Source organism: Pseudomonas sp. MIS38 (assembly GCF_019891575.1).
Classification (GTDB): domain Bacteria; phylum Pseudomonadota; class Gammaproteobacteria; order Pseudomonadales; family Pseudomonadaceae; genus Aquipseudomonas; species Aquipseudomonas putida_A.
Genome location: NZ_JAFLXF010000001.1, coordinates 54,720 through 75,641 on the forward strand (window position 1 = coordinate 54,720; position 20,922 = coordinate 75,641).

General features: G+C 59.9%; 16 protein-coding genes and 1 tRNA gene. 15 read left to right on the forward strand and 2 right to left on the reverse strand.

What is annotated here, in order from left to right; translation table 11 throughout:
- The first annotated feature begins 53 nt into the window (after positions 1 to 53).
- From rpoD to J1G18_RS00320, 14 genes are all read left to right on the forward strand, one after another.
- Positions 54 to 1,901 carry an RNA polymerase sigma factor RpoD gene (rpoD, locus tag J1G18_RS00255; RefSeq protein ID WP_027610709.1) on the forward strand — a complete coding sequence of 616 codons (1,848 nt, stop codon included), beginning with the start codon at positions 54 to 56 and terminating at the stop codon, positions 1,899 to 1,901.
- 126 nt (positions 1,902 to 2,027) lie between these two features.
- On the forward strand, positions 2,028 to 5,774 hold the full coding sequence (locus J1G18_RS00260) for a bifunctional diguanylate cyclase/phosphodiesterase (protein WP_223006912.1): 3,747 nt from the start codon (positions 2,028 to 2,030) through the stop codon (positions 5,772 to 5,774).
- Positions 5,775 to 5,789: 15 nt separating this feature from the next.
- Positions 5,790 to 5,866: transfer RNA gene (locus tag J1G18_RS00265), tRNA-Ile, on the forward strand.
- Positions 5,867 to 6,004: 138 nt separating this feature from the next.
- Positions 6,005 to 6,745, forward strand: coding sequence for a hypothetical protein (locus J1G18_RS00270; RefSeq protein ID WP_134787475.1), 741 nt, complete (start codon positions 6,005 to 6,007; stop codon positions 6,743 to 6,745).
- A gap of 157 nt (positions 6,746 to 6,902) precedes the next feature.
- Positions 6,903 to 7,364, forward strand: coding sequence for an Lrp/AsnC family transcriptional regulator (locus tag J1G18_RS00275; RefSeq protein ID WP_025108603.1), 462 nt, complete (start codon positions 6,903 to 6,905; stop codon positions 7,362 to 7,364).
- 207 nt (positions 7,365 to 7,571) lie between these two features.
- A complete protein-coding gene (locus tag J1G18_RS00280; protein WP_098965925.1) occupies positions 7,572 to 9,254 on the forward strand; it encodes a flavin monoamine oxidase family protein in 1,683 nt (560 codons plus the stop codon).
- A gap of 12 nt (positions 9,255 to 9,266) precedes the next feature.
- Positions 9,267 to 10,061, forward strand: a complete 795-nt coding sequence (locus J1G18_RS00285; RefSeq protein ID WP_041070017.1) for a carbon-nitrogen hydrolase family protein — start codon at positions 9,267 to 9,269, stop codon at positions 10,059 to 10,061.
- A gap of 48 nt (positions 10,062 to 10,109) precedes the next feature.
- Complete coding sequence (gene pqqF / locus J1G18_RS00290) at positions 10,110 to 12,527, forward strand: pyrroloquinoline quinone biosynthesis protein PqqF (RefSeq protein ID WP_223006913.1); 2,418 nt, start codon at positions 10,110 to 10,112, stop codon at positions 12,525 to 12,527.
- A 158-nt stretch (positions 12,528 to 12,685) separates the two neighbouring features.
- The gene (gene pqqA, locus J1G18_RS00295; protein WP_003422658.1) at positions 12,686 to 12,760 is read left to right on the forward strand and encodes a pyrroloquinoline quinone precursor peptide PqqA; all 75 of its coding nucleotides are present in this window, start codon (positions 12,686 to 12,688) and stop codon (positions 12,758 to 12,760) included.
- Positions 12,761 to 12,841: 81 nt separating this feature from the next.
- A complete protein-coding gene (gene pqqB / locus J1G18_RS00300; protein WP_210556537.1) occupies positions 12,842 to 13,753 on the forward strand; it encodes a pyrroloquinoline quinone biosynthesis protein PqqB in 912 nt (303 codons plus the stop codon).
- A 135-nt stretch (positions 13,754 to 13,888) separates the two neighbouring features.
- Positions 13,889 to 14,641 (forward strand): pyrroloquinoline-quinone synthase PqqC, encoded by a 753-nt coding sequence (gene pqqC / locus J1G18_RS00305; RefSeq protein WP_223006914.1) that lies wholly within the window; start codon positions 13,889 to 13,891, stop codon positions 14,639 to 14,641.
- Positions 14,638 to 14,913 (forward strand): pyrroloquinoline quinone biosynthesis peptide chaperone PqqD, encoded by a 276-nt coding sequence (gene pqqD, locus J1G18_RS00310; protein ID WP_003228880.1) that lies wholly within the window; start codon positions 14,638 to 14,640, stop codon positions 14,911 to 14,913. The genes pqqC and pqqD overlap by 4 nt, the downstream gene beginning before the upstream one ends.
- Positions 14,885 to 16,057 (forward strand): pyrroloquinoline quinone biosynthesis protein PqqE, encoded by a 1,173-nt coding sequence (gene pqqE, locus J1G18_RS00315; RefSeq protein ID WP_223006915.1) that lies wholly within the window; start codon positions 14,885 to 14,887, stop codon positions 16,055 to 16,057. Before pqqD ends, pqqE begins: the two co-directional genes overlap by 29 nt.
- Positions 16,023 to 17,834, forward strand: a complete 1,812-nt coding sequence (locus tag J1G18_RS00320) for a S9 family peptidase (protein ID WP_223006916.1) — start codon at positions 16,023 to 16,025, stop codon at positions 17,832 to 17,834. The genes pqqE and J1G18_RS00320 overlap by 35 nt, the downstream gene beginning before the upstream one ends.
- A gap of 136 nt (positions 17,835 to 17,970) precedes the next feature.
- Here J1G18_RS00320 and J1G18_RS00325 read toward each other — a convergent pair whose 3' ends face one another.
- Both J1G18_RS00325 and J1G18_RS00330 read right to left on the reverse strand, forming a co-directional pair.
- Positions 17,971 to 18,129: a YqaE/Pmp3 family membrane protein gene (locus J1G18_RS00325; protein WP_003228885.1), complete on the reverse strand. Its 159-nt coding sequence runs from the start codon at positions 18,127 to 18,129 to the stop codon at positions 17,971 to 17,973.
- A gap of 196 nt (positions 18,130 to 18,325) precedes the next feature.
- Positions 18,326 to 19,609 (reverse strand): aspartate aminotransferase family protein, encoded by a 1,284-nt coding sequence (locus J1G18_RS00330; protein WP_223006917.1) that lies wholly within the window; start codon positions 19,607 to 19,609, stop codon positions 18,326 to 18,328.
- A 169-nt stretch (positions 19,610 to 19,778) separates the two neighbouring features.
- On the opposite strand from J1G18_RS00330, the gene J1G18_RS00335 reads away from it, so the two are divergent.
- Positions 19,779 to 20,708 carry a LysR family transcriptional regulator gene (locus J1G18_RS00335; RefSeq protein ID WP_096796669.1) on the forward strand — a complete coding sequence of 310 codons (930 nt, stop codon included), beginning with the start codon at positions 19,779 to 19,781 and terminating at the stop codon, positions 20,706 to 20,708.
- Positions 20,709 to 20,922 lie beyond the last annotated feature (214 nt).

A 20,922-nucleotide genomic window follows, 5' to 3' on the forward strand; every position in this document is an offset into this window, starting at 1 on the left:
TATAATCCTCGGCTTGTTTTTTGCCCGCCAAGACCTTCAGTGGATAGGGTGTTATGTCCGGAAAAGCGCAACAGCAGTCTCGTATTATTGAGTTGATCAAACTGGGTCGTGAGCAGAAGTATCTGACTTACGCCGAGGTCAACGACCACCTGCCCGAGGATATTTCAGATCCGGAGCAGGTGGAAGACATCATCCGCATGATTAACGACATGGGGATCCCCGTACACGAGAGTGCTCCGGATGCGGACGCCCTTATGTTGGCCGACGCCGATACCGACGAGGCCGCTGCGGAAGAAGCAGCCGCTGCGTTGGCAGCGGTGGAGACCGATATCGGTCGCACCACTGACCCGGTGCGCATGTACATGCGTGAAATGGGTACGGTCGAGCTTCTGACTCGTGAAGGCGAAATCGAAATCGCCAAACGTATCGAAGAAGGCATCCGTGAAGTGATGAGCGCGATCGCGCACTTCCCTGGCACGGTTGACCACATTCTCTCCGAGTACACTCGCGTCACCACCGAGGGTGGTCGCCTGTCCGACGTGTTGAGCGGTTACATCGATCCGGACGACGGCATTGCGCCGCCGGCCGCCGAAGTGCCGCCGCCGATCGACGCGAAAGCCGCCAAGGCTGACGACGATACCGACGACGATGACGCCGAATCTTCGGATGACGAAGAAGAAGCCGAAAGCGGTCCGGATCCGGTCATCGCGGCCCAGCGTTTTGGCGCTGTGTCCGATCAGATGGAAATCACCCGCAAGGCCCTGAAAAAGCACGGTCGTCACAACAAGGCAGCGATTGCCGAGTTGCTGGCCCTGGCCGAGCTGTTCATGCCGATCAAACTGGTGCCGAAGCAATTCGAAGCCCTGGTCGAGCGTGTTCGCAGTGCCCTGGATCGTCTGCGTCAGCAAGAGCGCGCGATCATGCAGCTGTGTGTACGTGATGCACGTATGCCTCGCGCCGATTTCCTGCGTCAGTTCCCGGGCAATGAAGTCGACGAAAGCTGGTCCGACGCCCTGGCCAAAGGCAAGAGCAAATACGCCGAAGCCATTGGTCGCGTACAGCCGGACATCATCCGTTGCCAGCAGAAACTGATCGCGCTGGAAACCGAGACCGGCCTGACCATCGCCGAAATCAAGGACATCAACCGTCGCATGTCGATCGGTGAGGCCAAGGCCCGCCGCGCGAAGAAAGAGATGGTTGAAGCCAACTTGCGTCTGGTGATCTCGATCGCCAAGAAGTACACCAACCGCGGCCTGCAATTCCTCGATCTGATCCAGGAAGGCAACATCGGTCTGATGAAAGCGGTGGACAAGTTCGAATACCGTCGTGGTTACAAGTTCTCGACTTATGCCACCTGGTGGATCCGTCAGGCGATCACTCGCTCGATCGCCGACCAGGCCCGCACCATCCGTATTCCGGTGCACATGATCGAGACGATCAACAAGCTCAACCGCATTTCCCGCCAGATGCTGCAGGAAATGGGTCGCGAACCGACCCCGGAAGAGCTGGGCGAACGCATGGAAATGCCTGAGGACAAGATCCGCAAGGTATTGAAGATCGCTAAAGAGCCGATCTCCATGGAAACCCCGATCGGTGATGACGAAGACTCTCATCTGGGTGACTTCATCGAAGACTCGACCATGCAGTCGCCAATCGATGTTGCAACCGTTGAAAGCCTGAAAGAAGCGACTCGCGAAGTGCTGTCCGGCCTCACTGCCCGTGAAGCCAAGGTTCTGCGCATGCGCTTCGGTATCGACATGAACACCGACCACACACTCGAAGAAGTGGGCAAACAGTTTGACGTAACGCGTGAGCGGATCCGTCAGATCGAAGCCAAGGCGCTGCGCAAGCTGCGCCACCCGACGCGAAGCGAGCATCTGCGCTCCTTCCTCGACGAGTGATACCAGAACCCCCGGCCCAGGCCGGGGGTTTTGTTTATGCGGCAGATTAAATCCCTCGCACCGCCCCTCCCCGGCATACCCCGTCTACACTCGAAACAATGAATCCCGTGCCATAACGAGACGGTTATGCCCAGACTGGCGCCCGTGCTTTTCTTGCTGTCACTGATGATCTGGACCGCAACGGCTGACGCGCTGACTCTGACCGATGAAGAACGTAGCTGGCTGGCGGCTCACCCGGACTTGCGCCTGGGTGTAGATGCATCGTGGCCGCCGTTCGAGTTCCGCGATGAACAGAATCGCTATCAAGGCCTGGCCGCCGACTATATCGACGTGATCCGCCAGCGCCTGTCGATCAAACTCAATCCGGTCGAGCCATCAAGCTGGACCGAAGTGCTGGCGCAGGTGAAAACCGGCAAGATCGACCTGCTGCCAGGGATCATGTCCACGCCGGAGCGCCAGAGCTATCTGTCGTTTACCCGCCCCTACCTCGATTTCCCGATCGTGATCCTCGCCCACATCGGCGGCGCTCAGCCGCGCAAAATCGAGGACCTGTACGGTCTGAAGATCGCCGTGGTGGAGAACTACGCCCCCCACGAACTCCTGCGCACCCACCATCCCGACCTGAATCTGGTGGCCATGCCCAATGTCAGCTCGGCCTTGCAGGCTCTGGCTACCGATGAGGTAGACGCCGTGGTCGGCGACCTTGCCTCCAGCGTCTGGAGTCTGCGCCAGCTCAAGCTCGACGGTTTATACGTGAGCGGCGAAACCCCGTATCGCTATCAGCTGGCAATGGGCGTACCCCGCGACAACAAAATGCTGGTGGGTATTCTGGACAAAGTCCTCGCGGACATGAGCCCCGAGGAAATCAGCAGCATTCAGGAACATTGGGTCGGTAATGTTCTGGACCATCGGACATTCTGGTCGGATCTTCTGATCTATGGCCTTCCTGGCCTGTTGCTGCTGGTCAGCATTCTGGCGGTGGTCATTCGCATCAATCGCCGCTTGAGTTCGGAAATCGCCCGCCGCGTCGACCTAGAACAGGAATTGCGCAGCAGCGAATATCATTACCGCGGATTGGTCGAGAGCCTTTCGGCCATCGCCTGGGAAGCGCGCATGAGCGACTTCACCTACAGCTATGTGTCGCCCCATGCCGAAGATCTGCTCGGTTATCCACAGGCGCACTGGCTGATTCCGGGCTTCTGGCGCAACATCATTCACCCCGCCGACCTGACCCGCGCCCAGGCCATTTGCGATGAGGCGGTACGCGACGGACGCGATCACACCCTCGACTATCGGGTGATCACCGCTGACGGGCGCTGCCTGTGGGTGCGTGACATTGTCAGTCTGATTGAACATGGCCATGAGCCTGTGATGCGCGGGCTGATGATCGACATCAGCGAAACCAAGCGCACTGAGGAGGCGCTGCGGCTTTCGGAGCAGAAGTTCGCGTCGGTGTTCCAGCAATGCCCGGATATCCTCGTGATCGCGCGGTTGTCCGACGGCTGTCTGCTGGAGGTCAACGAAGCCTTTGAAGAACAGATCGGCCTCAAGGCCAAGGACGTCGTCGGCCAGACCGCCACCGAACTCAACATCTGGGGCATCCCCGGGGTCGGGCCCGGGCTGTTACAGCGCTTGCAGGCTGGCAGTATCCGCAACCTGGAGATGCCCTTTCGCCGCAACAATGGCCAGGTGTTCACCGGTCTGATCTCCGCCGAGCCCTTCGACCTCGACACCACTCCGGCGCTGGTGGTGGTCGTGCGCGACATCACCCAGCTCAAGGAAACCCAGCAGCAACTGCAAACCTCCGAAGAGAAGTTCGCCAAGGCCTTTCACGCCTCGCCGGACGGCTTGCTGCTGTCGCGTCAGAGCGATGGCTTGCTGTTGGAGGTCAACGAGGGTTTCAGTCGCATCACCGGGTTCAACAGCGCGATGTCGGTGGATCGCTCGGCGCTGGATCTGGGGATCTGGGTCAATCTCAACGAACGCAAGCAGATGCTCGACCTGCTGCACCGCGACGGCTTCGTACGCGATTTCACCTGCCATATCCGCCGCAGCGACGGGCAGATCCGTCTGTGCGAAGTGTCCAGCCGTCCTCTGCCGATCGGCGAAGAAGATTGCATGTTGACCATTGCCCGGGACATCACCGAGCGCCATTTGATGCAGGAAAAACTGCAGCAGGCGGCCACCGTATTCGAGAGCACCGCCGAAGGCGTGTTGATCACCGACACCCAGCAGCACATCAGCGCGGTGAACCGTGCGTTCACCGAAATCACCGGCTACAGCGAAAGCGAAGCCCTCGGCCACACCCCGCGCCTGCTCGCCTCGGGACTGCATGACAGCGCGTTTTACGCGGCAATGTGGCACCAGTTGACTGCTGAGGGACACTGGCAGGGCGAGATTTCCAACCGGCGCAAGAACGGCGAGTTGTATCCGAGCTGGCTGACCATCAGCGCCGTACGCAACCGCGACAAGTTCATCACCCACTTTGTTGCGGTGTTCGCCGATATCTCCAGCCTCAAACACGCACAGGCCAAGCTCGATTATCAGGCGCACCATGACCCGCTCACCGGCCTGCCGAATCGCACCCTGTTTGAAAGTCGCCTGCTCACCGCGCTGAACAGTCAGCAGGAAAACGGTGGTCAGGGCGCGGTGCTGTTCCTCGATCTCGACCGCTTCAAACACATCAACGACAGCCTCGGCCACCCGGTTGGCGATCTGCTGCTCAAAGGCATTGCCGTGCGTTTGAAAGAACAACTGCGTGATATCGACACCGTCGCACGACTGGGCGGTGATGAATTCATCATTCTGCTGCCGGGTCTGCAACAAGCCAGCGATGCCGACAACATCGCATTCAAACTGCTCAACTGCTTTGGCGCACCGTTTCAGGCCGGTGAGCACGAGTTCTTCATCAGCGCCAGCATCGGCACTAGCCTCTATCCACGGGATGGCTGCGATGTCGCCACCTTGGTGAAAAACGCCGACGCGGCGATGTACCGCTCCAAGGCCAAGGGCCGCAACCGCGTCGAAAGCTACACCCGCGACCTCACTGCCCAGGCCAGCGAGCGCGTGGCACTGGAGCACGAACTGCGCCGGGCCATCGAGCGCGAAGAGTTGTTCCTCTACTACCAACCGAAAATCAGCCTCGACGACCATCGCCTGGTCGGCGCCGAAGCACTGATTCGCTGGCGTCACCCGACCTTCGGGGAAGTGCCGCCGGAGCACTTCATTCCACTGGCCGAAGAGAACGGCATGATCCTGCAGATAGGTGATTGGGTGCTCGAAACCGCCTGTCGGCAGATGTTCGAGTGGAATCAGATCTACGACAGCCTTGGCCCGCTGTCGGTCAACCTGGCCGGCGCGCAACTGCGCCAGCCGAATCTGCTCGGGCGCATCGAACAACTGCTCAGGGACAACCGTCTGCAGCCGGATTTACTGCAACTGGAAATTACCGAAAACTTCATCATGAGCCAGGCCGAAGAAGCACTGGCGGTGCTGCACCAGCTCAAACACTTGGGCGTACAACTGGCGATCGACGACTTCGGCACCGGTTATTCTTCGCTCAGTTACCTCAAACGCCTGCCGCTGGACATCCTCAAAATCGACCAGTCCTTTGTTCGCGGACTGCCCGATGACCCGCACGACGCGGCGATTGTCCGCGCGATCATCGCTCTGGGCCGGAGCATGCAATTCACCGTGATCGCCGAAGGCGTCGAAACCCAGGCCCAGCAACAATTCCTCGCCGCCGAAGGTTGCGAACAGATCCAGGGCTACATCGTCAGCCTGCCGCTGCCCCCGGAAGAATTCGCCGCAACGTTTCTTCGTGTAACCGTATCGGATTATTCGGATAGCACAGCCGCCAAACCGTCGCTATAATCCGCGGCCTACTGAGGGCCTATAGCTCAGTTGGTTAGAGCAGAGGACTCATAATCCTTTGGTCCACGGTTCAAGTCCGTGTGGGCCCACCAAACATACAAAGGCTTATGCTTGATGGCATAGGCCTTTTTTGTTTTTGTGTCTCGTCAGCCACTCAGTCGACCCCATCCACCTGGATGTGAGTGGTGCCTGCGGGTCATACGTAAAATCAAATCGCAACGGAGCATGCAATGAGCGTAATGGAAAAGGAACTTCCAGAAATACACATCGACGATACCATCAAAGTTCTTGAACACTTGAGTACATGCAGACCCCTGAAGGCATCTGCACGGCGTAGCAGACTCGAAGTGAATGCGGAGAAATTTGCCAATTGGTGTCTCATTCTCGGCGGTGCCGGGATGGCCGTCGCGGCCTGCATGGCCTACTGGCATACGTCGCAGACTCCGTTGCCGGAAGAGGCCAAATATCTGGCTCTCTATCTTGTGTTCTTCTCGACAATATCTACTTTGCTGTCACTGCTTACACCCATGGCGGCACTGGTCTACGCGCTTTTCCGATGGGAGACCATCACCTTGAAAAGCATGATTGCCGATGTCAGACACGAGAATGCGTTGGTAGATTCACTTGAACCTCATTCGGAAGTGGCACTTCTAGATGCAAAGTATTGGCTCGAACTCAGAATCAATCGAGCAGAAGCGCGTGTCGCCCTGTTTTTTGGAGAAAAAGCTGCAGCCCTTGCTCTGCTGGGAACGGCCTACGTCTGCGCGGAAAAATTCGGCGGTTTCCCCTGGATCAGTAAGACCTTGTTGGCCGGACCTGTGAGCGGAAACTGGGGTGATAGCGCCTTATTGATGATCATTGCCTTGGTACTCGGTCTTTCAATAGGAGCGGTATTGCTCAAACGCGTAAATCTCCGATACCGCTTCCAGATCGAACTTATCGATCAAGCCTTACGCAGAATGGCCAGATAACGGTCAATCCAACGCATAAAAATCCGCGCAATTACGCGGATTTTTCTGTCCACTCTTCGCGCCCCGTTGGCCAATCATTCGATTACCGCCCACAAGCGTCTCGTCGGTTGAGCCTGTAACATGCTCGCTCCAAGATCCGCGCCCTATGGAGCCTTCCTTGCCCGACATCCGCCCGCCCGTGCTCGATGAAATCGACCGGCAGCTAATCGCCGCCCTGCAAATCAACGCTCGCGAGAGCGTGGCCATGCTTGCCCGCCAATTGGGCATTGCGCGCACCACAGTGACGTCGCGACTGGCGCGTCTGGAAAAGGCCAAGGTGATCACCGGTTATGGCGTACGTTTGGGGCAGCGCGTGGTCGATGGCGGGTTGCAGGCGTATGTCGGGATCAAGGTGCAGCCGCGTTCCGGCAAAGAGGTATTGCGCCGGTTGAGCGCGATGGCGCAGGTGCAGCAGTTGTGCGCGGTGAGTGGCGAATTTGATTATGTGGCGTGGTTGCGCACCGACTCGCCGGAGCAACTGGATCAGTTGCTGGATCAGATTGGCGGGGTGGATGGGGTTGAGAAGACCACGACTTCGATCATTTTGAGCAGCAAGATTGATCGGGGGCAGCCGGTTTGAGCGCTGGTGAGCTTGATGGCCTCATCGCGAGCAGGCTCACTCGTACATTTGGTCGGAATGCAGTCATTAATCGTCATATTGATCAATTAACTGGCAAAACGACGACACTTTGCGTCTTATTAACGTGTTCTACGCTCCCTAGAATGGCTGGCATCTTTTCCTATACTCAGACGCGCATCCTGCGTCGGGTCGCCAGCAAGGTCAGCCATGAACAAGAACAATCGCCATCCTGCAGACGGTAAGAAACCCGTCACCATTTTCGGCCCGGACTTTCCGTTCGCCTTCGACGACTGGATCGAACACCCGGCCGGTCTCGGCAGCATTCCTGAACACCATCACGGCGCTGAAGTGGCGATTGTCGGCGCGGGTATCGCGGGTCTGGTGGCCGCCTACGAACTGATGAAGCTCGGCTTGAAACCGGTGGTGTACGAGGCCTCGAAACTGGGTGGCCGCCTGCGTTCGCAAGCGTTCAACGGCACCGACGGCATCGTCGCGGAACTGGGTGGCATGCGTTTCCCGGTGTCCTCAACTGCGTTTTATCACTACGTCGACAAGCTCGGTCTCGAGACCAAACCTTTCCCGAACCCGCTGACACCGGCCTCCGGCAGCACAGTGATCGATCTCGAAGGCAAAACCCATTACGCACAAAGCCTGAAGGATCTTCCTGCACTGTTCCAGGAAGTGGCTGACGCCTGGGCGGATGCACTGGAGGCTGGCTCGCAGTTCGCTGATATCCAGCAAGCGATCCGTGAGCGCGACGTACCACGCCTCAAAGAACTGTGGAATAAACTCGTTCCGCTGTGGGACGACCGCACGTTCTACGACTTCGTGGCCACTTCCAAAGCCTTCGCCAAACTGTCATTCCATCACCGCGAAGTGTTCGGTCAGGTCGGCTTCGGTACCGGCGGCTGGGACTCGGACTTCCCCAATTCGATGCTGGAAATCTTCCGCGTGGTGATGACCAACTGCGACGATCACCAGCATCTGGTGGTTGGCGGTGTGGAACAAGTGCCGCAAGGCATCTGGCGGCATGTGCCGGAGCGCTGCGTGCACTGGCCGGAAGGCACCAGCCTGAAATCCCTGCACCGTGGCGCGCCACGTTCCGGCGTGAAGAAAATCGCTCACGCCCCGGATGGCCGCTTTGCCGTCACCGACAACAACGGCGACACCCGCGAATACGCTGCCGTGCTGACCACCTGTCAGAGCTGGCTGCTGACCACCCAGATCGAATGCGACGAAACCCTGTTCTCGCAGAAGATGTGGATGGCGCTGGACCGCACGCGCTACATGCAATCGTCGAAGACCTTCGTGATGGTCGACCGGCCATTCTGGAAGGACAAGGATCCAGAAACCGGCCGCGACCTGATGAGCATGACCCTCACCGATCGCCTGACCCGCGGCACCTATCTGTTCGACAACGGTGACGACAAGCCGGGGGTGATCTGCCTGTCCTACTCGTGGATGAGCGACGCGCTGAAGATGCTGCCGCACCCGGTGGAAAAACGCGTAGAGCTGGCGTTGAACGCGCTGAAGAAGATCTACCCGAAAGTCGATATCGCCGCGCGGATCATCGGCGATCCGATCACCGTGTCGTGGGAAGCCGACCCGTACTTCCTCGGCGCATTCAAAGGCGCCCTGCCCGGCCACTATCGCTACAACCAGCGCATGTACGCGCACTTCATGCAGGACGACATGCCGGCGGAGCAGCGGGGGATTTTCATCGCCGGTGACGACGTGTCGTGGACCCCGGCGTGGGTCGAAGGCGCGGTGCAAACTTCACTCAACGCGGTGTGGGGCATCATGAAACACTTCGGCGGTTCGACACATAAAGAGAACCCGGGCCCGGGTGATGTGTTCAAAGACATCGGCCCTATCGCCCTGCCCGAGTAAGAGGAATCCCCGATGCGTGTAGCCCTTTACCAATGTCCACCGCTGCCCCTGGAACCCGCCGCCAATTTGCATCGCCTGCAGCAACTGGCGATGGAGGCCAAGGGTGCGGACCTGCTGGTGCTGCCGGAGATGTTCCTGACCGGCTACAACATCGGCGCCGAGGCAGTCAGTACGCTGGCCGAGGTCTACAACGGTGAATGGGCGCAACAGATCGGTCGAATCGCCAAAGCCGCCGGGCTGGCGATCGCTTACGGATACCCCGAGCGCACGGCCGACGGGCAGATCTACAACGCCGTGCAGTTGATCGACGCGCACGGCGAGCGCCTGTGCAATTACCGCAAGACCCATCTGTTCGGCGATCTCGATCGATCGATGTTCAGCCCCGGCGAAGATGATTTTCCGGTGGTTGAACTCAACGGCTGGAAGCTCGGCTTTCTGATCTGCTACGACCTGGAGTTTCCGGAGAACGCGCGACGTCTGGCCTTGGCCGGTGCCGAGCTGATTCTGGTGCCGACGGCAAACATGATTCCGTTCGATTTCGTCGCTGACGTTACCGTGCGTTCCCGTGCCTTCGAAAACCAGTGTTACGTGGCGTACGCCAATTATTGCGGGCAGGAAGGCGAGATCCACTATTGCGGACAAAGCAGCATCGCCGCGCCGGACGGCAGCCGTATCGCCCAGGCCGGACTTGATGAAGCGTTGATCGTCGGTGAGCTGGATCGACAGTTGATGGCCGATTCCCGCGCCGCCAATCGCTACCTCAACGACCGTCGTCCCGAGCTTTACCATGCGTTGAACAAGCGCTGACCCCACCCAATCCGCTAGCATTGGCACTTCACTGTTCTGGAAGTGCCCATGCCTGCGCCGACTCACCCCCGCCCCCACACTGAAACCCTGCCAAACGGCTTGCGCGTGACCCTGCGTCAGGTGCCCGGCTTGAAGCGCAGCGCCGCTGCGTTGCGGGTGGCGGCCGGTAGCCATGATGTGCCACTGGAGTGGCCGGGGCTGGCGCATTTTCTTGAGCATTTGCTGTTTCTCGGCACTGAGCGTTTTCCTGCGAGTCAGGCGCTGATGGCCTACGTGCAAAGTCACGGTGGCCAAGTGAATGCCAGTACCCGTGAACGCACCACCGACTTTTTCTTCGAACTGCCGACCTCGGCCTTCAGTGCCGGGCTCGAGCGCCTGTCAGACATGCTCGCCCAGCCGCGTATGAATCCGCACGATCAGTTGCGCGAACGCGAAGTGCTGGACGCAGAATTTGTCGCGTGGTCGCAAGATCCCACGGCTCAGCAGGAACTGGCGCTGTACGAGGGATTGCCGGCCACACATCCGCTGCGCGGGTTTCATGCGGGAAATCGCGACAGCCTGAAAGTTGAGTTACCAGCGTTTCAACAGGCGCTGAAAGATTTCCACCGGCAGTTTTATCGCACCGGACAAATGACGCTGAGCCTGGTCGGGCCGCAGAGCATCGAGGAATTGCGCGTACTGGCGCAGCAGTTCGCCGCCGTGCTGCCTGTTGGGGATAAGGTCGAGCAAGCAGCGCCGCTGCCATTGGCGGTAAAAAGTTATCAACAGGTCGGCGAGCGAAGCGGCAATCTGTTGTTCGCTTTCGAAGCGCTGCCCGACTCGTCCGCCGAAGCGCTGGCGTTTCTCTGCCATTGGCTGAACAGCGCCAAGCCCGGCGGGCTGCTCGCCCATTTGCAGCAACAACGCCTCGCGGACGGTTTGAAAGCCGTGCCGCTGTATCAGTTCGCCGGGCAAGCGCTGCTGCATCTGCAATTCACCGCCCCCGCCGAATCCTTCAGCGTCATTCGTGAACAGTTTCTGGACTGGTTGAGCTTCTTTGCCGCGCAACAGGACTGGGCAGCGTTGCGCAAGGAATACACCAAGCTGCTTGAGCGTCAGCAGCAAATCAGCGGCGCCCTGCAACTGGCGCGGCTCGACAGTGAACAACACGAAAACGGTCTGTCGGAAAACGGCGTGGTTGCGCTCAAACAGATCCTGCGCGACATCGGCGTTGTGGATAACTTCAGCGACCATTGGCACCTGCCTGCCGCCAATCCTTTTCTAGGCTCCAACGAGCCTCTGGCCAACGCCGGCCTGATTCGCGGCCAGACCAGCGCCCATCGTGGCTTGCGGACTTTCGCTCAGGATCGCTCGCGCGGTCGGCGTGAGCGTTCGCCGATGCAGTTCAGCCAGGCGTTGCCGGATCATAGCGACCACGGCGCGATTTACTTGCGTTGGCAAACGCAGGCGGCGGCCGGCACAGATCTGCAAGGCAAGCTGCGACGCAGTCTGCGGGAAACGCAGGAAGACGCGCGGCAGGCCGGCGTCGAGTTGGCGTTCAGTGCCACCGGCACTCAGTGGCTGCTGAAACTGACGGGCTTGCAGGAGCCGATGCCCAGTGTCCTGGAGCACGCGCTGAAATGTCTGACGCAAATTGACGCCGATTCAGCGAGCGCAGAGGCAGAAACACCGTTGATACCGATCCGCCAGTTGCTCAAGGCGTTGCCTGAATATTGTCTGTCATCGGCCGTCGAGTCGCACGACGTCAAACAGCTGTGGACAACTTCGCGCTGGGACGGACTGGCCCTTGGCCTCAACACACAGACGCAATCGGCCATGGGCCTGGCCCTGAGCCGCATCCCCGGCACACCGGACAATCAATTGCCGGCAGCGCCGACGATCAATACGCAACATCTGTGGAGCCACATCGACACCGCGTCCAGCGAACATGCTTTGCTAATGTTCTGCCCGAGCGCCAGTCGCGAGATCGCCGACGAAGCCGCCTGTCGCTTGCTCGCGCAGCTGTGTCAGACACCGTTCTATCAACGCCTGCGAGTCGAATTGCAATTGGGCTACGCCGTGTTCAGCGCCCTGCGGCAGATGCATGGCCAAAGCGGATTGCTGTTTGGTGTGCAGTCGCCAAATACTGCGCCCGTTGAACTGCTTGGGCATGTCCAGCAGTTCCTCGAGGGCATTCCTGCGCTGATCGAAAACCTCGATGAAGAGCGTTTCACCCAACAACGCCAGTCACTCGCAGATCAGTTCGCTGAGAATCATCTGTCCGACAAGGACGCCGCCGAGCTGCTGTGGCAGGCCAAGCTCGCCGGCCACTCGTCGGATTATCTGGCGCAACTGCACACAGCCATTGGTCAACTGAAACGCTCAACATTGCTGGAGGCAGCGCAGCGCTTGCTCAACGCCAAGGGCGGCTGGCGCTGCCTGGCCAACGAATCGTCACCCGGCGGGCCGTGGCAAGCGACAAAATGATCATTACCCAGGCTGCAAGGAGCTTTCTCAAAGATTCACGGGCAATACCGTTGAAATTTTGAGTAACATAGCAGCCTAACTATTTGGAACATCCCTGCGCTGCCGTGGACTATAACTATGGACAGCGCTATCCCACCCACCCAATGAGGAGTCACCCTATGTCCTGGACAAAACCGGCTTACACCGACCTGCGTATCGGCTTCGAAGTCACCATGTACTTCGCCAGCCGCTGAGTTCTGCCTACGCAGACTTGCAGTGCAACGCCTCGGCTCGCCGGGGCGTTTTATTTTCAGCGTTGAAAGATGGGAGCGTTCATGTTCGTCCAGATTCTGGGTTCGGCCGCCGGTGGCGGATTTCCGCAGTGGAACTGCAACTGCGTCAATTGCGCAGGCTTTCGCGACGGCAGCCTGAATGCCAAGGCCCGCACCCAATCGTCCATCGCAATTTCCGATGATGGCGTGAACTGGGTGCTGTGCAATGCTTCGCCGGACATCCGCGCGCAACTGCAGAGCTTCGCCCCGATGCAACCGGGCCGTGCACTGCGCGACACCGGCATCAGCGCGATCATCCTGATGGACAGCCAGATCGACCACACCACCGGCCTGCTCAGCCTGCGCGAAGGCTGCCCGCATCAGGTCTGGTGCACGGACATGGTTCACGAAGATTTGAGCACCGGTTTCCCGCTGTTCAAGATGCTTACCCACTGGAACGGCGGTTTGAGCTGGAATCGCATCGAGCTCGACCAGAGCTTCACTGTCGCTGCCTGCCCGAACCTGCGCTTCACCCCGCTGCCGTTGCGCAGCGCCGCGCCACCGTATTCGCCGCACCGTTTCGACCCGCACCCGGGCGACAACATCGGCCTGATCGTCGAAGACATGAACACCGGCGGCAAACTGTTCTATGCACCGGGGCTGGGCAAGGTCGACGCACCGCTGCAGGAAATCATGGCCGGAAGTGATTGCCTGCTGGTGGACGGAACGCTGTGGGATGACGATGAAATGCAGCGCCGTGGCGTCGGCACCCGCACCGGTCGCGAGATGGGCCACCTGGCGCAGAACGGCCCCGGCGGCATGCTCGAAGTGCTGGAGCAATTGCCTGAGCAGCGCAAGGTGCTTATCCACATCAACAACACCAACCCGATTCTCGATGAAGATTCGCCGGAGCGCGCGGAGCTGGCGCGGCGTAATGTTGAAGTGGCCTATGACGGCATGAGTATTGTGCTGTAGCGGATGGCCCCATCGCTGGCAAGCCAGCTCCCACAGGATTCTGTGGCGTTCACAAACCCTGTGGGAGCGAGCTTGCTCGCGAAGACGTCCGAACAGACACCCAGTATTCCAACGGTTGTTCCCCGGAGAACCGCAATGACCGACACCCCGCTGTCCCCCAGCGAATTCGAAGCCGCCCTGCGCGCCAAAGGCGCCTACTACCACATCTACCACCCGTATCACGTGGCGATGTACGAGGGCCGTGCCACCCGCGAGCAGATTCAGGGCTGGGTTGCCAACCGCTTCTACTATCAGGTGAACATCCCCCTGAAAGACGCGGCGATCCTCGCCAACTGCCCGGATCGCGAGATTCGCCGGGAGTGGATTCAACGCCTGCTCGACCACGACGGCGCTCCCGGTGAAGACGGCGGCATTGAAGCCTGGCTGCGTCTCGGTCAGGCGGTCGGCCTCGACCCGGATCAACTGCGCTCCCAGGAACTGGTGCTGCCCGGCGTGCGTTTCGCCGTCGACGCCTACGTCAACTTCGCCCGCCGTGCCAGTTGGCAGGAAGCCGCCAGCAGCTCGCTGACCGAACTGTTCGCACCGCAGATCCACCAGTCGCGTCTCGACAGCTGGCCGCAGCATTACCCGTGGATCGACCCGACCGGTTACGAATATTTCCGCACTCGCCTCGGTCAGGCGCGGCGCGATGTCGAGCATGGTCTGGCGATCACGCTCGAGCACTACAAGACCCGCGAGGGTCAGGAGCGCATGCTGGAAATTCTCCAGTTCAAACTGGACATTCTTTGGAGCATGCTCGATGCCATGAGCATGGCTTACGAACTGAACCGCCCGCCGTATCACAGTGTCACTGAGCAGCGGGTCTGGCACAAAGGAATCACCCTATGAGTTTTGATCGCAGCAAGATCCCGACCTGGCGTCCCGGCTACCGTTTCCAGTACGAACCGGCGCAAAAAGGTCACGTGCTGCTCTACCCCGAGGGCATGATCAAGCTCAACGACAGCGCCGCGCTGATCGGCGGTTTGATCGACGGTGAACGCGATGTCGCGGCGATCATCGCCAAACTCGACGAGCAGTTCCCCGGCGTGCCCGAGCTCGGTGAAGACATCGAGCAATTCATGGAGGTTGCCCGTGCGCAGCACTGGATCGAACTTGCCTGAGGCATCGGTGCAAGTACCGCCTAAACCTGAAGTCGGCCTGCCGCTGTGGCTGCTCGCCGAGCTGACTTACCGCTGCCCGCTGCAATGCCCGTACTGCTCCAATCCGCTGGATTTCGCCGAGCAGGGCAAAGAGCTGAGCACCGAGCAGTGGATCAAAGTCTTCCGCGAAGCGCGGGAGATGGGCGCGGCGCAACTGGGCTTTTCCGGTGGCGAACCGCTGGTGCGCCAGGACCTCGCCGAACTGATCCGTGAAGCGCGGCAGTTGGGTTTCTACACCAACCTGATCACTTCCGGCATCGGCCTGACCGAGCAGAAAATCAGCGACTTCAAAAAGGCTGGGCTTGATCACATCCAGATCAGTTTCCAGGCCAGTGACGAACAGGTAAACAACCTGCTCGCCGGCTCGAAAAAGGCCTTCGCGCAGAAGCTGGAAATGGCTCGGGCGGTGAAGGCCCACGGCTATCCGATGGTGCTGAACTTCGTCACCCATCGGCACAACATCGACAAGATCGACCGCATCATCGAGCTGTGTATTGCGCTCGAAGCGGACTTCGTCGAACTCGCCACCTGCCAGTTCTACGGCTGGGCACAGCTCAACCGTGTCGGCCTGTTGCCGACCAAAGAGCAACTGGTGCGCGCCGAACGCATCACCAACGAATACCGCGCCAAACTGGAAGCCGAAGGGCATCCGTGCAAGCTGATTTTCGTCACCCCGGACTACTACGAAGAACGCCCGAAAGCCTGCATGAACGGCTGGGGCAGCATCTTTCTGACGGTTACCCCGGACGGCACTGCCCTGCCCTGTCATGGCGCCCGACAGCTGCCGGTACAATTTCCCAACGTGCGCGACCACAGCATGCAGCATATCTGGTACGACTCGTTCGGCTTCAACCGCTTTCGCGGTTACGACTGGATGCCCGAGCCATGCCGCTCCTGCGACGAGAAGGAACAGGACTTCGGCGGCTGCCGCTGTCAGGCGTTCATGCTCACGGGGGACGCGAGCAATGCCGACCCGGTGTGCAGCAAGTCCGACCATCACGGCGTGATTCTCAAGGCCCGCGAAGCAGCCGAGACCGCCACCCAGACCATCGAACAACTGGCCTTCCGTAATGAACGAAACTCACGCCTCATCGCCAAGGGCTGAGCCTTTCAGCGCCGCCCAGGCTGTCGCCGCCGGAATGGACTTCGCCGAACTGCAACTCGGTGCCCAGGGTTTGTTCTGGAATGAATATCGCCCCGAAGATGCTGCGTGCCGGATCTGGCACTGGCGAGACGGCGCGGCGAAATGTCTGACGCCGAATGGCTTCAGTGTGCGCAGCCGGGTGTACGAATATGGCGGTGGTGCGTTTTGTCTGACGCCAAGTGGAGTGGTTTTCGTCAATGAGGCGGATCAGCAGTTGTATCGGCAGGCGCTGGATGGCGCGCCCGAGGTGCTGACTTCTGGCGAGTGTCGTTATGGCGATCTGCATTTTGCGTTCGGCCAAGTGCTGGCGGTCGAGGAACTGCGCGACCAGCATCGGCTGGTAGCGATTGATCTGGCCGACGGCACCCGGCATTTGCTGGCTGAAGGTGCGGATTTTTATGCAGCACCGGTGATCAGCCCGGACGGTTCGCGATTGGCGTGGATCGAGTGGAGTCGGCCGCATCAGCCGTGGACCTCCACGCGATTGATGGTGGCCGAGCGTCTGGCTGAGGGTGGTTTTGGCGCACCGCGTTGCGTGGCGGGGGCTGACCTTGAAGAGTCGATCCAGCAACCGCGGTTCGACGCGAAAGGACGCTTGTTGTGCCTGACTGATCGCGGCGGTTTCTGGCAGCCGTGGGGCGAAACGTCCGACGGTTTGCAGCGACTGCCCTGCGCCGAGGCCGATCATGCGCCCGCCCCGTGGCAAATGGGGGGCTGCACCTGGTTGCCGGTGGGCGATTCGTTTCTGGCGAGCTGGAGCGAAGGCGGTTTTGGTCGCCTGGCGCTCGACGGTGAAGATTTCACCGGCGACTACAGCCGCTTCCGCCATCTGGCGCTGGATCAGCAATTTATCTATTGCATCGCCGCTTCGCCGATCAGCCCTTCTGCGGTGATCGCCATTGATCGCGCTACCCGCGAAGTGAATGTGCTGGCTGGCGGTGTGGCGCCTTTGCCGGCGGAGTGCATCAGCCGTCCGCAGACCTTGCGCTACTCGAGCGGCAGCGGTGAGGCTCACGGCTTCTTTTATCCGGCGATGAACGATGAAGTGCGACCGCCACTGGTGGTGTTCATCCACGGCGGTCCGACCTCGGCCTGCTACCCGATGCTCGACCCGCGCATTCAGTACTGGACGCAACGCGGCTTCGCCGTCGCCGATCTCAACTATCGCGGCAGCAGCGGTTATGGCCGCGAATACCGTCAGGCGTTGCATCTGAGTTGGGGTGAGGTGGATGTCGAGGACGCCTGCGCAGTGGTGGCATATCTGGCCGAGCAAGGTCTGATCGACGGCGAGCGCGCGTTTATCCGCGGCGGCAGCGCCGGGGGTTACACCACGTTATGCGCGTTGGCGTTTCAGCAGGTGTTCCGCGCGGGCGCCAGCCTCTATGGCGTCAGCGACCCGGTGGCACTCGCCCGGGCGACCCACAAGTTTGAAGGTGATTATCTCGACTGGCTGATCGGCGATCCCGGACAGGATGCCGAGCGCTACGCCGCCCGCACGCCGCTACTGCATGCGAGCAACATCCGTGTGCCGGTGATTTTCTTCCAGGGTGAACTGGATGCGGTGGTGGTGCCGCAACAGACCCGCGACATGGTCGCGGCGCTGGAGCAAAACGGCATCCCGGTCGAGGCGCATTACTACGCCGAGGAACGCCATGGCTTCCGCCGGGCGGTGAACCAGGCGCATGCGCTGGAACAGGAGTGGAAGTTTTATCGGCGGGTGATGGGGTTGGCGGACTAAGCGCCGCATTTACATTTCAAAATAGCGGTGCCCCTATCGCGAGCAGGCTCACTCCTACAGTTGACCGTGTTCACAACACAAATCCCCTGTGGGAGCGAGCCTGCTCGCGAAAGCTATCTATCTGGTGCCGCTGAACTCAGCGCTTGGCGATGATATACACCGCATGCACGATCCCCGGGATATAGCCGCACAGCGTCAGCAGAATGTTCAGCCAGAACGCCCCGCCGAACCCGACCTGCAGAAACACACCCAGTGGCGGCAACAGAATAGCGATGATGATACGAATGAAGTCCATGGGTCAGCTCCTGAATGGGGGTTGGCTCACATGAGCCATACAAGCTAATCGACCTGCGCCGTTCTTCAGGGTTCAGTGCAAACGCCATTTGATCGCCACCATCGGGCACAAAAAAACGCCCCACGCCAAAAGAATCAGGCGTGGGGCGTGCGTTATACCGCGAGACGGTTCTTCAAATCGGGTAGGAAACTTCAGCTCAGACGGCAATCCCTTTGCGGCATTGCAGTTGCGCGGTACGCACTCGCGAGAAGGCGCGGGCCAGGCGAAGGAGCATTTCGTCGATGTTGGCCTTGCTGACGCTGAGTGCCGGGGTGAAACGCAGGCAGTTGGCTTGCGGCGCGTTGAGCAGCAGGCCTTCGTGCAAGGCGGCATTGACTACGGCATCAGCGGAATCCTCTGACAGGCTCAGTCCCCAGAACAGGCCTTGACCACGCAGTTCGCCATGCCCGTAGCGGTGCGCCAATCGAGCTAGACCTTCGCGCAGGTGCTGGCCGAGGTCTTTGACCTGCTCGAGAAATACCCGATCCTGCACGCTATCAAGCACCACCAGACCGGCCGCTGTCATCAGCGCATTGCCGTGATGAGTGCCGCCCAGTTCACCGGCGTCAAAACAGCAGGCCTTGCCACGGGCCAATAACGCCGCCAGAGGAACACCACCGCCGAGGCCTTTGCCGAGCACAACGATATCGGCGCGCACGCCGTAGGACTGTTCAGCGAGCAATGTGCCGCAGCGCCCGATGCCGGTCTGCACTTCGTCGAGGATCAGCAAAATGCCCAATTCTCGGCACAGACGCTCGACGCCTTTGAGGTAATGCTCGGTGGCCGGAATCACCCCGGCATCGCTCTGGATCGGTTCGAGCATGATCGCCACGGTTTGCGCATCGACAGCCGCATGCAGCGCCGGCAAATCGTTGAACGGCACCAGATCGAAACCCGGCAGCAACGGTGCGAAGCGGTTGTGCAGGTTGCAACTGTCCGACGCGGAAATCGTTGCCAGGCTGCGGCCATGGCAACCCTGCTTCGCAACAATGATCCGCGAGGCGCCGCCACGATGCAGTTGGCCCCATTTGCGCGCCAGTTTGATCGCTGCCTCACAGGCCTCGCTGCCGCTGTTGAGCAGGTAAGCCTGATCGCTGGAGGTGCTGGCGCACAGGCGTTCGGCAAGGCTGAGCATGCCGCGGTTGTGCAGATTGAAACCGGGATTGATCAGCGCCTGGGCCTGACTGGCGATGGCTTTGACCAGCGCCGAAGGGCTGTGGCCGAGGCTGTTGGCGCCGCCGGCCTGGGAGAAGTCGAGATAAGCGCGGTCGTTGCTGTCCCACAACCAGGATCCCTGGCCACGCACGAAGACCTGCGCCGGTCGCTCGACGCTGGGCATCAGTCGCTCGGCATTCAGGCTATCGCCTGCCTGGGGTGGACCGGCCTCGAAAGCGAGGTCATCGAGACTCGGCGCCTGACGCCGCAGACTGAACAGATTCATTGCAAAAAACCTCGCTTGAGGTTTTTTGCACCGCCTATGCAAACATTGTCGAAGCAAACGCTATTCATCGCGCTCTCTGGCCCTGTAAGCCTTGTGATTGCGGTTAGACTAGGCTCACTGACGGCTTCGGGCCATTTCGATTTACCAGCATTTTCGATAAGTATTACTTATGGATTTCAAACAACTGCGTTATTTCGTCGCGGTCTACGAAGAGGGCCATGTCGGTCGGGCCGCCGAACGCCTGTCGATTTCGCAACCGGCGCTGTCGCAGCAGATTCGCCAGCTCGAACAGAACCTCGACGTCACGCTGTTCGAACGCAGCAGCAAACGCCTGTTGCCGACCCTTGCCGCGCACACGCTGTACAACCACGCCGTGCCGCTGCTCGACGGTTTGCAGCGGGCGCGGGAAGCGCTGGGCAACTTCAAGGGGCAGGCCTTGCGCACGCTGGCGATCGGCGTACTGCAAACCGTGCACACCAGCCTTGTGCCGCAAATGCTCGAACGGGTGCGCAAGGCGCAGCCGCATCTTGTGGTGCAGATCTATGAACTGACGGGGCTGGAGATCGAGCGCCGTTTGCTCAACGGCTCACTGGACATCGGCATCAGCTACCTGCCGCCGCGCCAACCGGGGCTGCATGGCGTGATGCTGTACGAGGACGAACTGACGCTGGTCATCCCGGCGGATCATCCACTACGTGAATTCAAGAAGGTCTCGATGCGGCAGGCAGCGGAATTGCCGATGTTGCTGCTGGGCGAAGAGTTTCAGATCCGGCAGATCTGGCAGGCTCAGTTGACCAGCCTGGGTAGGCGCCCGCAAGTACAGGCCGAGCTGAACAATATGCTGGGGATTCTCGACAGTCTGCCGCACACCAAACTGGCGACGGTGCTGCCCGGGCGTTCACAGAAGGAATACGACGATGAGGATCTGTTGTGGAAGCCGTTGAGCGAACCACGGGTGCCGCTGAAGGTTGGGCTGGTGTGCCGCGATGTGCAACGCCAGCAGGCGTCTTTGGCGTTACTGCGCACATTGCTGGAAGAAGTGATTCAGCGTGAAGACAAACCGCTGAAAGCCGCGCCGCCACTGGATCCGCTGGCCTGATACTTTTCTTCAGGCAAAAGAAAACCCCGCCGAAGCGGGGCTTTGCAGACTGTTTCCCTGACATCCATTTCACTCCGCCACCCTGGCAGAATCCTACGTGTCCGTGTTGTTGCTTTGCGCTTCCTGCGCGACGTCCATGAGTTGTAGATTAGCTGTGGATCCAATCTTCGCCTATGGGAGAACAGCAGCACGTCATGTAAGAGAATGCTTACAT

Bases quoted from the DNA above. Each gene is read 5' to 3' on its own strand.
- J1G18_RS00330 (WP_223006917.1), bottom strand. From the start codon at position 19,609: ATGAATCTGTTCAGTCTGCGGCGTCAGGCGCCGAGTCTCGATGACCTC.
- pqqF (WP_223006913.1), top strand. From the start codon at position 10,110: ATGCCTGCGCCGACTCACCCCCGCCCCCACACTGAAACCCTGCCAAAC.
- J1G18_RS00270 (WP_134787475.1), top strand. From the start codon at position 6,005: ATGAGCGTAATGGAAAAGGAACTTCCAGAAATACACATCGACGATACC.
- pqqC (WP_223006914.1), top strand. From the start codon at position 13,889: ATGACCGACACCCCGCTGTCCCCCAGCGAATTCGAAGCCGCCCTGCGC.
- pqqD (WP_003228880.1), top strand. From the start codon at position 14,638: ATGAGTTTTGATCGCAGCAAGATCCCGACCTGGCGTCCCGGCTACCGT.
- J1G18_RS00280 (WP_098965925.1), top strand. From the start codon at position 7,572: ATGAACAAGAACAATCGCCATCCTGCAGACGGTAAGAAACCCGTCACC.
- rpoD (WP_027610709.1), top strand. From the start codon at position 54: ATGTCCGGAAAAGCGCAACAGCAGTCTCGTATTATTGAGTTGATCAAA.
- J1G18_RS00335 (WP_096796669.1), top strand. From the start codon at position 19,779: ATGGATTTCAAACAACTGCGTTATTTCGTCGCGGTCTACGAAGAGGGC.
- J1G18_RS00325 (WP_003228885.1), bottom strand. From the start codon at position 18,129: ATGGACTTCATTCGTATCATCATCGCTATTCTGTTGCCGCCACTGGGT.
- pqqB (WP_210556537.1), top strand. From the start codon at position 12,842: ATGTTCGTCCAGATTCTGGGTTCGGCCGCCGGTGGCGGATTTCCGCAG.
- J1G18_RS00320 (WP_223006916.1), top strand. From the start codon at position 16,023: ATGAACGAAACTCACGCCTCATCGCCAAGGGCTGAGCCTTTCAGCGCC.
- J1G18_RS00285 (WP_041070017.1), top strand. From the start codon at position 9,267: ATGCGTGTAGCCCTTTACCAATGTCCACCGCTGCCCCTGGAACCCGCC.
- J1G18_RS00260 (WP_223006912.1), top strand. From the start codon at position 2,028: ATGCCCAGACTGGCGCCCGTGCTTTTCTTGCTGTCACTGATGATCTGG.